The 13,407-nt window shown below is 46.9% G+C and carries 10 protein-coding genes and 1 pseudogene; 1 reads left to right on the top strand and 10 read right to left on the bottom strand.

Annotation, left to right across the window (positions count from 1 at the left end):
- Positions 1–5: 5 nt before the first annotated feature.
- Genes EO763_RS04720 through EO763_RS04675 form a run of 10 tightly spaced genes read right to left on the bottom strand, consistent with a single transcriptional unit; the run spans position 6 to position 11,698 of the window.
- On the bottom strand, positions 6–413 hold the full coding sequence (locus tag EO763_RS04720; RefSeq protein ID WP_039490298.1) for a hypothetical protein: 408 nt from the start codon (positions 411–413) through the stop codon (positions 6–8).
- A gap of 2 nt (positions 414–415) precedes the next feature.
- Complete coding sequence (locus EO763_RS04715; protein WP_039507741.1) at positions 416–1,528, bottom strand: glycosyltransferase family 4 protein; 1,113 nt, start codon at positions 1,526–1,528, stop codon at positions 416–418.
- Between the two features lies 1 nt (position 1,529).
- Positions 1,530–2,741: a glycosyltransferase family 4 protein gene (locus tag EO763_RS04710; protein ID WP_103861689.1), complete on the bottom strand. Its 1,212-nt coding sequence runs from the start codon at positions 2,739–2,741 to the stop codon at positions 1,530–1,532.
- Between the two features lie 9 nt (positions 2,742–2,750).
- The gene (locus EO763_RS04705) at positions 2,751–3,740 is read right to left on the bottom strand and encodes a glycosyltransferase family 2 protein (protein ID WP_161528242.1); all 990 of its coding nucleotides are present in this window, start codon (positions 3,738–3,740) and stop codon (positions 2,751–2,753) included.
- Positions 3,733–5,115 carry a hypothetical protein gene (locus tag EO763_RS04700; RefSeq protein ID WP_039490292.1) on the bottom strand — a complete coding sequence of 461 codons (1,383 nt, stop codon included), beginning with the start codon at positions 5,113–5,115 and terminating at the stop codon, positions 3,733–3,735. Before EO763_RS04700 ends, EO763_RS04705 begins: the two co-directional genes overlap by 8 nt.
- Entirely contained in the window at positions 5,112–6,323 is a 1,212-nt protein-coding gene (locus tag EO763_RS04695) for a lipopolysaccharide biosynthesis protein (protein WP_161528241.1), read from the bottom strand. The genes EO763_RS04700 and EO763_RS04695 overlap by 4 nt, the downstream gene beginning before the upstream one ends.
- A gap of 13 nt (positions 6,324–6,336) precedes the next feature.
- Positions 6,337–8,469, bottom strand: a complete 2,133-nt coding sequence (locus EO763_RS04690) for a GumC family protein (protein WP_044209121.1) — start codon at positions 8,467–8,469, stop codon at positions 6,337–6,339.
- A 2-nt stretch (positions 8,470–8,471) separates the two neighbouring features.
- Positions 8,472–9,029 (bottom strand): polysaccharide biosynthesis/export family protein, encoded by a 558-nt coding sequence (locus tag EO763_RS04685; RefSeq protein ID WP_039490288.1) that lies wholly within the window; start codon positions 9,027–9,029, stop codon positions 8,472–8,474.
- Position 9,030: 1 nt separating this feature from the next.
- A complete protein-coding gene (locus EO763_RS04680; protein ID WP_161530340.1) occupies positions 9,031–10,317 on the bottom strand; it encodes an outer membrane beta-barrel protein in 1,287 nt (428 codons plus the stop codon).
- Entirely contained in the window at positions 10,307–11,698 is a 1,392-nt protein-coding gene (locus tag EO763_RS04675) for an undecaprenyl-phosphate glucose phosphotransferase (protein WP_208852004.1), read from the bottom strand. The genes EO763_RS04680 and EO763_RS04675 overlap by 11 nt, the downstream gene beginning before the upstream one ends.
- A 438-nt stretch (positions 11,699–12,136) precedes the next feature.
- Here EO763_RS04675 and EO763_RS04670 point away from each other — a divergent pair.
- Positions 12,137–12,972 (top strand): annotated as a pseudogene (locus EO763_RS04670) (tyrosine-type recombinase/integrase); the annotation flags it as partial.
- Positions 12,973–13,407: the final 435 nt, after the last annotated feature.

Here is a 13,407-nt window from a genome sequence, read left to right as displayed (position 1 = left end):
GGAGGTCAGTGATCCTTCAGGCTGAGCCACCAATCCCAAATTCCTAAGTGGAAATGTGGGAAAATATCAATACCCAAGGCAGACTTAATCATGTAAAGCATCAATAGCGCCGCAAGCATGCAGGAAAAGCCAGTAAACAGGATCAACGCAGTCAGCAGTATACGAAATAGCGTTGACTCTTTGCGTGGACGCTTGCGGTGATCCAGACCGAACAAAAAAACGAAGTAATAGCGCTTGTTAAAAAAAGGGAAACTCTTACGCACGTCGACCCAATGCATTGAAGATGCCGTAATCGACAGCACCGCCTGCTCAACGGCCAGCCGCTGTTCCGAGGTCAGTTCTGTATCGGTTTTTCCATCAAGGGCTTCATAGAAGCGCTCAATGACTAACGGGCGTTTATTCGATTCATTCACTATTAACCTATTGATTTATTTACTGCGGTGTAAACGGCCATCGTTTGTTCCGCGATTTGTTGCCAATTATACCTTTGTAAATATTCAGAGTAATCAACAGATAACGATTTAGAGCGCAACGTGATTTTTTCGGATAAATCCGCCACATCTCCTACATTGAAATAAGTTTCTGGCGCTAATTTCACCTCCAGATTGGCTGGAATATTGCTGACCACAGCAGGCAATGAGAATGACATGGCCTCCAGCAACGCAATGGGTAACCCTTCATGATATGACGACATCACAAAGAGTTTAGCCTGTGAGAAAACAGTTTGTAGTTCCTGGCCGTTTAAAAATCCGGTCAGGATCACATTCGGGGTTTCATGGGCTAACTGTTTTAACCGCATGCTATACGCAGTGGGGTGATCGGCATCGCCAACCAAAACCAGTGGCATCGTGACACCCGATTGCCGATAGGCCGCGATAAGATCATGCAGGCCTTTTTCTTCCACGAAACGGCCAACTGCAACCAAATAGTGTTGTGGCTGAAGAGAAAAACGCGCCAATATTTGATTGATAACGTCCGCAGTGAGTCGCTGGGGTAGATTCACACCGTTATAGATAAGATGGGCATCATCGCGGCCATATTTCTGCTTGATCATATTATTAATCACTTCGGAGATCACAATCACTTCATTGGCATATTTCACTGCGACCTTTTCACCCAGCATTAAAATCTTCTTTGCCAGGAATCCCCATTTATGGCGGTCATAGTCTGGGCCATGATGAGTAAAAACCACTTTTTTACCCAGCAAACGTAAAAGCGGCACCACCAGGCCCGGACCAATAGCGTGAACATGCACCACCGTGGACTGATCAAAGCAGGTGATAAATGCCGCCAGCACCGAATGAACGATAGCCTCTAATGAACGCTTTTTCGGCGACAGTAAAGCGCGAGTCATCACGCCTCGATATTGTGATTTTTTATAATTGACATAAGGCGAACGTGCGAGAACGCAAATATCCACGTCGAATTGCTGTTTAATCGTCGGATATAAATTTTGGCAATGTGTTTCCACACCACCCAACACGTTTGGAATACCACGTGTTCCCAGAACGGTAATTTTCGTAGTCATATTATTTTTCGATTAATATTTCCCGATAAAGCGCCAATAGAGATTCTGTGTGTTTACGTAATGAATATTTTTCGCGAAGACGTTGGCGCGCATTTAATCCCATTTCTCTGGCTTTTTGCGGATTCAACGTCAGGTCATCCAGCACATCGGCTAATGCCTGCACATTGCCGGGTTCGAATAAAATGCCGTCTATCTTATCGCGAATTTGTTCAGGTATACCGCCAATACGCCCACCTACCACCGGTTTAGCGAATGCCATCGACTCCAGTACCGACATTGAACAGTTTTCATAGTATTCGGAAGGAACCACCACCGCGCGTGCGTATTTAATCAGCCGGTTAAGTTCTTCGCCCTGCTGTTTATAACCCAGGAATTCCGCATGCGGAAATTGCGCGACCAAATCGTTATACAGCGGCCCGCTGCCCGCAATTTTTAACGGAATTTTATTCCGCATTTGCTGATGCGCCCTGGCAAGCGTAGCAACGCCTTTCTCCCTACTCAGGCGACCAATAAACAGCAAATAACCGTCGTCTTTAACATCCTCCGCTGGCAGGCTGTCATTAATGCCGTTCACAATCACGTCAATACGAACATTCGGCAGCTTGCGCATTAATTGGTTACGCAGAAATTCGCTGGGCGAAACGATCACATCCAGCGCCTGATAGTTTTTGGCAATATTCTGCCAGGCACCTTCTAACGAAAGCAGCAGACTTTTCGATGTAGAACCTTGCTGGCACCGATATTTAAAAGCGTTAAATACCGAACCGGTTAAACAAGCGTCACAGACTTTGCCATCGCGCAGCATGGTGTACGAAGGGCAGATAATCTTGTAGTCATGCGCCGTTAACACGGTTTTACACCCAAATTGACGGGCAATTTTAATCAACGACGGCGTGAGCTGGTGGTAGATATTGTGAAAATGAACAATATCCGGTTTTTCTTTACGCAATAACACCAGCAATTTCTTACATGCCTCAGCATTATGAATAAAGTTAACCGCGGTTTTAATTGCCCCAATCGCACTGCTGTTTTGATGATAATCCACATTACCGACAAAATAGGGCGCGTAGTCTGACGGGAAGTTATTTTCATGCTGCATAGAGAAAGCGATAACGTCAACGCCAGCCTTTTTCAACATATCAATCTCTTGAAAATAAACCGTTTCAGCGCCGCCCTTAATATAGAAAAATTTATTGACCAATAAAACTTTCATCATACCTGCCTATTCATGAATAACCTTGCTGCTTGGTGGTGTCATAGGGTCGCGCACGGGTCTGGTTAACCCTTTTATCAATCCCGCAGAAAACACAGCTAGGTTCATCACACTCTGCACCCCGTTCAGCAGTGAACGGTTCTTAATCATTTTTAATGCCACAAAAGCGAGTAACGGCAGCAACACAGCACCAATAACAGTGGCGTTAAACGTCAATAAACTCATCAACAGCACCAGCAGATAAACCGCAAAAACTGCCTCGTTTTTAACGATATGCAATGCCTCACGGAAATAAGGCATCCCCCATGCGCTGCGTAAAAGCTCGCCCGGTGCCCAGAGAAAACCGTTCCGCCAACGATATTGCAGCATTTTATATGTTGGCATGGTGTACGACGTGTGACGGAAATAAGGCACATTAAGTCGATGTAATTTATAGTGGGCATAGCGCAGACGAATGCCTAATTCAGCCTCTTCATAACCATGCAAGCTGCGGTTGGTGAGATAACCTATTTTTTCAATTGCCGAGCGGCGGTATAAACCCCCACCACCTAAATGACCGCAGTCGCCCAACGGATATATTTTATGAAGGCGCTGTTTACGTGATATAAACTCATAGTTCGCCGCGCCATCCATCTCTACCGTTCCAGCCACGCCAGCGTAATCAGGGTGTGCGGTTAAAAATGCGATGCCCTGCTCAATAAAGCCATCTTCCAGCTCCATATCGCCGTCCATTAGCAGCAAATAATCCCCCTGACTGTACAGGTAACCAAGCTGATGCCCCACACCGCAGCAGCGTTCGGACGGTTCAGTCAGCGACACCACGGTAACGCCTTTGGCACTGGCAAGCTGCTGAGTGTTGTCGGTTGATAAGCTATCGGCAACAATGATTTTATGGGGGTAATCCACAATATGGCGACGAATACTGTCGATGGTTTTTTCGATGCATTCCGCTTCATTGAATGTCTTAATACTCACTGAAATAAAAGGTTTATCACTCATACAGTTTTCCGATATAACGGCGGACAGAATGGCGAATCACCAGACTTGAGCCCAGAGATAAATAAAATAGGAATTGCAACATGGGAATAATCATCAGGATCTGGCTATAAGGCAGACTCAACAGGCACCCAACCACAAAAACGTTAAAGGCCGGAGAAAAACTCAGCAGTTTCAGGTCCTGTTGGTCTAATTTATTACGATCTAATCCCGGCTTTGGCTGCGTAATGACTAAGATATAAATAATTAGCCCGATGAAAAATAACGTTCCAACCACGCCGACTTCCCATAGCAGCACACTTAATGAGGTTGAATCGATGATCAAGTTATAGATAATATTCAAAAAACCGGGAGAGACAGCGCTGCCGCTATTTGTCGCATTTAATCCATAGCCAAACAACGTGCCGGAGATCCCCCACATATCGTGATTTTTCAGCCAGAAAAATAGCGTAGTAAGACGCCCAAGTTCACCGGATTCCATAATGTAGCTGGTATCAAAAATATAATTCAATGAATCCAGAAATACGCTCATCGCGCTTTTCGTCGGGTCGCCACCAAACGCCGAGGAGTAACCCGAGGCCAAAATGGTAATCGCTACGGTAATCAGCAACGCCATGCCAGTGAAAATCAGCAAAATTGCTTTCAAGTTTACGCTATTCATGCCTTTGATGTAGCTCGGCATTAACCAAACCCAGGCCAGTAATAATGGTGAAATCAGGATCACAAATTTCACTTCCCCCAGGATACACAAGCTAAACCCCAAAACGATATGCAGCGCCGTGGATTTAAACGACGTCAAACCATGTTTAAATTCCGAGACTTTCAGCAGCATAATCAACAGGCAGAACAACCCCATCGCCGCGGTATTTCCCCCGCCCATCGGGTCGCCGCCGAAAGTGCCGACTACCGAGTCCCATTTTTCGTCTTCTCCCCGCAATGCTGCCCGCCGCGGCAAAACAAACAACACTTGATAAATCACCACCGGGAACTGCGCGTAGAACACCCAATACAAACTGCGGGTCACGCGATAAATCTGTGATTCGCGGCAAAATCCCAGCAGCAGGCAAAACATCATCAGCGACAATGCAACCTCGTTTTTAAACCCAACGATAGTGACGGTTATTCCGCCCTGTAACAGGGTAGATAATCCCGCCATCGCCAGAAAAGAGAGGTAAAGCGTGAGAACCATCAATTCCTGCGTATCCAAATGCAATCTATCGTAGCGAGTCTGCATAATCAGCAACCCCACCATGTTCAGCGCCAAAATAAATGGTAACCACAGTACTGCCAGAAAACCGGTGAAATACTGCGTCAGTCCGCAGAATACCAGCGTGATAACAACATAAATCTGTAGGTAAAGCCCGGTATTCAAGCTCATGATTCTGTCATCATATTTTTCAGTCCATTAGCACGTTTGTTTACTTTGAGATAAATAAACGCGTAGCGTACAAATGTAAGCACAGAAAAAAGAATCATTGATGTGGCATAGTGATTATAAAAAAAAGGCACAATCACAAATGCGATTAATACCACACTCAACTGTTCTAATTGAATACGCAAAAAATAGCGATGAGAGCCAAATATTAGCTCGATCACCGTCAGCGGACACACCGCCAGCGCCGGAAATAAATAAGGCAACATATAGCGAGAGGTTGGAATGGAGTTAATCCACTCCTCGCTAAAAAAAAGATGCATCACCAACGGATAGAAAATAAATACCCCTAGAGTGCAGATCACTCCCGAAATCAATAATACCAGACGGACTTTTTTGAACTCATCATAGTTGAAACGTTTATTTCTGAAATCGGTAGACCAGGTTGAAAAAATAGAATGACGCACTGCATTGCCGATGATCACCACCGGAGACAAACAAAAACGGCTCACCACCGAGAAATACCCCGCTGTCAACGCGGAAAACCAAAAATTAATCAGCATAACCGGCAAATTACTATTAACCATCGCCAGTACTTCTGCGCTGCCAACGCGAGTGAGATGATGAGCATGCTGATGAAAGAAAGCCCTATTACGTTGCGGACTAAAATGTCCAAACGTAATGGTGTGAATATTGAACGAGAACAAAATACATCCGCTAATCAGCACCATCATGGCGCAGGCCCAGGACCAATAAAACGCGGTGGTATGTGAAGTGAACACCAGCGAAAGCACGACCACCACCGAGACGGCGAGTCGCTGAAAGGCCAGAAAACGGTAGTTACCCTCGCGCAGCGACAAATTCTCCGAAATCAGCACCAGCGCATAGGACAGCGTGAGCAGATAGAGAAAGAACACATTTCGCTGAAACAGCCATGCGGTCAACGTCGCATAGGGCACAGCGATAAGCAGGCTTTGCAGTGTGCTGAACACCACACTTTGCGCCAGTTCACTGTCTTGCTGTTTCGGAATCAGCAGTTGCGATGCAAAGGTACAGACCTGCGCCCCCACCAACACGATGCTGTAACTCAGCGCGTAGATCCCCACCTCGGCCATGTTGTATTTATGCGAAATCAGCCAGATAGACAGCGCGCCAATCAGTTGTGAAACCACCGATGAACCCGCAATGGTAGAAATGCTTTTTAGTAAACTCATCTTTTTCATAAACTCACAGGTGACCAGTACTGTCGATTAGCGCATTCATACGATGGTTCAGGGAACGTATCCCCTCTTTGGTTTCGAGGTTTTTATCCGCAACCCGATTCATTACCGCGCCAATCAGCACCGCGCGGTGGTGTTTAACGTTCTCAATGGCATTAAGCACATCACCCGTACGCCACTCGCCGGCTTTTAGCACAAAAACCACCCCGTCGATTACCCGGCTAATGAGTTGACTATCCTGCGTTTGATTCACTGCGGCCACATCAACGATTATTCTCTGATAGCGTGTTCTCAGCTCTGCCATCAACGTCACGACATGTTCGGACGACAGCATCAGTAAAGAAGATATCAAGGCATTGCCACGCGGCAGGAAGCTTAAATTTTCACTGATTGTCACCAGTGCGGCATCCAACGGTGATTGCCCTTGCAGCAGTTCCGCCACACCGATAGCGGAAGGGGGCGCCAGGTCTTGCGTCAGCCCGCCGTCGTTAAAGAAATCCAGGTCGATAAGCAGCGTTTTTTGGTCAGCGCTGAAAGATGTCGCCAGCAAATGCGCCAGCAACGATCGCCCTTCGCCATGCTCTGCCGAGCTGATGGCAATGGCCTGGCAGGATGGATGCGATAACAAAATGTGGATTCGCATGCTGTGGACAATATCGACATACAGCGGCGCTTTGGTTATCAAACGCACAACCTGTGAGCGCTTCACGCCACTGGCGAAGATGCGAATTTCCCCCATCGGCGCCACATTCAGGCGCTTTTTCATCTGGCTGATACTGTTGATTGAATTATCCAGCGCGGCTCTCACGATGAAGTAAACCACCGAGAAAATCAGGGTTAGCATGACAACCATCACCAGCAGCATCACTTTATTGGGTTTCGACGGGTGGTCCGCCGGCACAGCAGGGTCGTAAAGTACCGCGTCTGGCTCTAAATAGTTACCTGCCAGCGTCTGCTCTTTGGTGCGCTGATAGAGCGCCTTATACAGCTCTTTTGTTTTATCCAACGCGGTGATCAGGTTATTGTATTCATCACGTTTAGACGCTAACGTTTGGAAATCCGCTTTCTGTTTCTCCAGCAGTTGCTGATAATATTTTTCATCCCTCAACGCCGCCTGATACTGCTTATTCAGCCCCGCTTCCAGTTCGAGTAACACGGTGTGGGTCTGCTCTTCAATCGCCTGAACCTGGGCTTCGGCTTCTAAAATTTTGGTATGCTTCAGCCCGTAGCGTTTCCGTAACTCGTATAAAGAACGCCGAGCCTGAATCAGCGCAATGCGCAAATCCTGAATTTGGGCATGATTAGAAATATCAGGCAGAGAAATGATGTTTTCCAGCGACGTACCCACGTTCAAACGCACGCTGTTGTAGTTCGTTTCCGCCCTGATGCGACGTTGGGTGGCATCCGCTAACTTGGTGGTGACGATCCCCAGTTGTTCAGTTTCGAAGCCATCCACGCCGCGGAAAGTCAGCAGCCCTTCTTTCTTCAGAAATTGGTCGATGACGGCCTGTTGCTCGACCACTTGCTGCCACACCTCTTCCATCTGTTTTTGGTTCAATGTTTTGGCTTTCAGTGTCTTGAGGTGCTTTTGCCTGGCCGTATAGTCAATAAATGCCTGCGCCGCGCCGTTAGCGATGTCGGCCGCCAGCTCAGGCGACGCCGATTCGTATGAGATAGTGGCGAGGTGCGTGGTGCGAACGCCAGTGATAGTGAGGTTTGCCACTATTGAATCCAGTGCGTGATCGACCCGCTGTTGCTCATCGCCACGGTTATCTGCATTTTTGTCTATGTCGCCGTTAAACGCTGGATTTTGGTCCAGCTTGATGTCCCGCACGGCTTGTTCCAGCACAATACGCGACTGCATCAACGCATACTGGGTTTCGTAATAGCCGCTACGGGTGGAATCATAACCATCGACCTGCGGCAAAGGCGAAACGTTATCCTGCTGTGCTTTAAGCAGTACCGTTGCGGTCGACACATATTTGGGCGTGATCATGCTAATCAGCGGGTAAGCCACTACCGCCACAATCAGGCCGGCCAGCATGATCTTCCAGCCGTTCTGTTTGATCTCTTGGGCAAATCTGGAGAAATCGATGATGCTTTCCAGTTTTCTGCCATTTTCCACGATAGATAGACTCATGGTCAGAAAAAGCTCATACCGACAATCACGGTATCGCCAGGATGAACGACACGTCTTACATCAACATTTTCAATCAGTTGATTGCTATTCGATAGACGAATACCCACATCCTTACGGTCTGCGCGGTCGGTAAATCCGCCGGCCAGCGCCAACGCTTTTTCAACGGTTAAGCCCGGCTCGTAGGCATACCCGTTCGGTTTCTCCACTTCACCAGTGATATAGAATTTCCGGAACTCGGCAATGCTGACCGTCACCATCGGATTTTGCAGATAGTCGCCGCGCAGGCGATTAGCCAACTCCTCGCCCACCTGCTCTGGCGTTTTCCCTTTCAACACCAGTCGACCAATGTAGGGGAAGGTAATCGCGCCGCTTTTATCCAGCATGAACTTCATCGTCATCTCCGGCTCGCCGTACACCAGAATATTTACAGCATCGCCTTCATCTAACTGATAACCGGTGGTTTCACTTTCAGGTTTGTCCATTTGCCGCTGGCTCGGCGGGGAGCATCCCGCTAGCCAGACGCTGAGGGACAGAAAAATGCACAGTTTTATTATTTTCACGTTAGATCTGTACCTTAGCCGTAAACATAATCAGAGAGTTATCACGGCCCAGCATTCTGACGACCTGGCGATCGCCGTTAGGGCCAATAAAGAAAGAATCGCTATCTTGATTGGAACGTAGCGTGTTCAGTTGATACTTTAATTCAACGTTAATAGAGGGTCTGAAGTTATAACTCATGGCGAATGTGAACACTCTGTTTCTGTCTTTACGATCTCGCGGGTAATTCTTGTAAACGTCCGTCAGGTATGAGTAGTCAAACGTGGTGGAGAAACGATCGACGAGCCAAAGGTGCTGATAAGAGATGCCGTATTTAGAAACCAGGATATAGCCGCCGATTTCTGACGGGTCTTTGATATGCTGCGACGTATGTGCGGTAAAAACGGATTGTTTAAGTGGTTTCCACTCCGTCTGAATATCCCAGTTTATCCCGCTAAAACTCCTGGAATTCGGGTTATTATCGAATGTCTTGTATAGCCAGGACACATTGGCATCAATACCGGTTTTTCCCGTAAGTTGCGATTTAATGCCGAATTCCAGATAGTATTCATCATTATCTTTTTGCGAATCGATTTCATAACGCCGCTGATTACCAATAAAACGGTAGCGAAAGCGCGTTGCCGACGAGTATTGGTCAGATAATTCGGCGATTAAACCGTTCTCGTACCATTCCTGCCCAAGAACATAGTTATAAAAATCAATATCGGTATTTTTAATATCCTCCGTGCGGCCTAACCGCAGTTTTCTAAACAGCAGCGCGACGTCGGCTTTACCGCGCCCTTTCAGCGCGCCATAGCTATAACGCAATTCACTGTTGAAAAGCGCGGTACTCAACGGCGAATGAATACCGAAATCGCTGAACTGTTGTGGTCGAAAACCTTCGGTAATACCGCGCCCACGCACTTCGTGCCCAAGCGCCTCCTCAAGACTGAGCGTTAATCCATGCCTTAACCCGTAGCGCCATGCGCCATTAAAGCGAAAGAAATGGTCGGTGTAATTATCCGCCGGATCGCTGTCGTAACGACGATAATCGCCGGAATACATCAACAGATATTGATCCTGATAACGCGCGCCAATGGCCTTAATCATTGGCCTGAGGCTCTGAAAATGAGAACTCACCGCATTCTGATCATCAGCCTGATAGGTCACGTTATTCTCATGCCCATAGTCCAGACCCACCTGGCTTTGAAAATCAATACCGGCGACACCGATATGCGATTTCGGCATCAAGTCAGCCCAAGATGAGAGGGGGGTTATCATTCCAGCGGCGATGACCAATTTAGTACACATTTTCACCGATAAAGCCTTTGAAAATGGTTCTAAAGATAATTTTGATATCCAACCAAAGGGACCAACTCTGAATATAGGCAATATCGTAGTGAACCCGTTTTTCCATTTTATCGAGGGTATCCACTTCGCCGCGATAACCATTAACCTGCGCTAAGCCTGAAATTCCAGGCTTCACTTTATGGCGAATCATGTAATTCTCGACTAACTGGCGATACTGCTCGTTATGCACGACGGCATGAGGACGTGGGCCAATAATCGACATCGTCCCTTGCAATACATTGAAAAATTGCGGCAATTCATCCAGCGAAGTCCGGCGTAAAAATGCGCCAAAACGCGTAACGCGCGGATCGTTTTTAGTCGCCTGCGTCACGACGCCGGCGTTTTCCATCACGTGCATCGAGCGGAATTTCCACACTTTGATTTTATTGCCGCTCAGGCCGTAACGATCCTGCTTGAATAACACCGGCCCCCGTGACGTCAGTTTGATACCAATAGCAATCACCAGCAGCAATGGCGAAATCATCAGCGTAATAACGCCACCAATCACTAAATCCTCAACGCGCTTAATCACCGAGCCAATACCATCAAACGGCGATCTGAAAATACTGATGGTCTGAATGTTATTGATGGAGCGAAACTGCGATACGTATGAGCTGTAGGAATAAAGATCGGGAATGATATAGGTATCTACCGTCGTATCGGACATCATCGACAGAAAATAACGAATGCGTTGTAGCGCAACCATTGGCAGCGCAATATAAATCTCATCCACTCTGCCCGCTTTAGCCTCTTCAACCAGCTTGCTCACTTTGCCTTTAAATTGGCTCTTAAACAGATAGCCACAACGGGATGGGCTACGATCGTCGTAAAAAGCCAATTCTAACTGCATGTTGGCATACTCTTTAAGCAATGCTTTTTCCGCCGCTAACCCACCGGGCGTTAATCCCACAATAGCAATTCGGATCCGCTTTTTAGTCGTAAATTTAAACGTAATTAAACGCGTGATATAGAGGCTACATAGCGAAAGAATATACCAGTACAGCGTTGCGGAAAAATATATATTATCGAATTTATGCAATAGACCCAGCGAGTACAGCGTACCGGCATAATTCCTGACTAACTCCACAAAGATGACCGAAAATAATGCGGAACCCCACAGTCTTCCCTGCCCACCAGGCTGCATATTTTTAAGGCCATGGTGATATAGGCCAGTATATTCTCCAATAAGTAAAAAAGAGGTTGAGAATAGCAGGCTAATCATAATTACATCATCGAAAGCGCCCATCATAAATAGACTAGCGCTGACCATTAATGTCAAATTTATTGATAAAAAGTCCATCAATTTAATAACAAAAAAATCATTTCCATAGGAAACATTCATCTGATTAGTAGACACTTTTTAATCTTAATCCATTAAGTTTTTATTATTAATTTTTTCCGTGCCGGATAATATATCACATAAAAAATTTTAGAATAACAATCAGATCAATCTTAAAGGTTTTTTTTAGCAAAACACACAAACTGCTAGTACCCACAACCATAACAATTAACATATAAAATATAATTTCTCACATCAGTAATTTCTCTAAACAATTATTTTTTAATTATTTGATTTTAAATATTTGTGTTTGATAATTATTTTAATGTGATGAATAAAGCATAAAATTTCGCCGTTCAGGCAAGTCTGCTCCTATGTTTTTTGATTCCATAAGTTGGTGTAAATATCTTTTCCGATACGCTTTGATTTATCCCTTCGTATTGGGGAATTTGTGGGTCAGATTGCGAGTCATTCAGTTCGATGAACGGGAGTGACCATCAAATGTTAACTGACAGCAAAGTCCGATCCACGAAACCTCTCGCAAAATCTTACAAGCTCACCGATTCGCAAGGCCTGTACCTCACGGTATCCACCAGCGGCGCTAGGCTATGGTATTTCCGCTATCGCTTCGGCGGTAAGGAAAACCGTCTGGCCTTTGGCCCCTATCCTCAAACCACCCTAGCGGAAGCCCGCGAAAAGCGCGATGCGGCGCGTAAGCTGCTGGCGTCCGGCATCAGCCTTTCTCAACTTCGTAAATCGAACAACCCCGCCGTTGATGAATCCCGCACCTTTCAGTATATCGCTCAAGCGTGGCACAGCAGTTGCCTTAAGCTCTGGTCAGAGGCACACGCCGATAAAATCCTCATCTGCCTGAAACGCTACGTTTTCCCTACTATTGGCGCGATGGATATCGCTCAGGTTGAAACCCGCCATCTGGCGCAGTTGGTTAAGGCGATTGACGACAAAGGCGTGCATGACGTCGCCGGACGAGTACACCAGCATCTGACCAAAATCATGCGCCACGCCGCTGAAACGCCTGCCGTAACTGCTGGAGAAGATAGATAGCTACAAAGGCCGGATGCTGACCCGTCTGGCGCTGGAACTGAATCTGCATGTGTTTCTACGCTCCAGTGAGCTGCGTTTTGCCCGCTGGGATGAATTCAACCTGAAAGCGCATATCTGGAGCGTACCCGCCCAGCGCGAAGCCGTAAACGGCGTGCGATTCTCAGAGCGTAGCGCAAGAACATCTGGTGCCGCTGTCACGGCAGGTGGTCGCTCTGCTGAAACAAATTCAGGCAATTTCCGGTGAATCGGTCTTCGTTTTTCCGGGCGCGCATAACCGTTAATTGATTATTTTTCAGAAGCGGAGGCTGAACCCTCTGGTACTGCTGAATCCAGCACCGAAACCAGCTCAGGCAGGAGTAATGGCTCATGCTTTTGCAGTGCGGTGTCAGGGGCTGGAGGAACCGAAAGCGACACATTACCGTTCACAGCAACGGCTGAACGACTACCTGGCAGCGCTGATGTAAGAGTTGCTGGAGAAAAACCTGCCGCTTTGAGGGCAAAATCAATGCATCAACAGGAAGGGGGATATGATATCCAGGCGGGCAGGCTGATTCAGACGAAATAGCTTCACTTCGGGGAACATTATCCGTCCCAACAGTAAAACGTTTTATTCGGTTGAACATGATTGCCTCCGACCAGTAAGCGGCACAGTCTTGAGCGGCTCACAGATCAGAGGCAAGAAGAAACTCTTTTTGCATTTTAAAAAT

The organism is Pectobacterium odoriferum, from assembly GCF_009931295.1.
GTDB classification, from domain to species: Bacteria; Pseudomonadota; Gammaproteobacteria; order Enterobacterales; family Enterobacteriaceae; genus Pectobacterium; species Pectobacterium odoriferum.
This window is presented reverse-complemented; position numbering and strand designations above follow the sequence as displayed.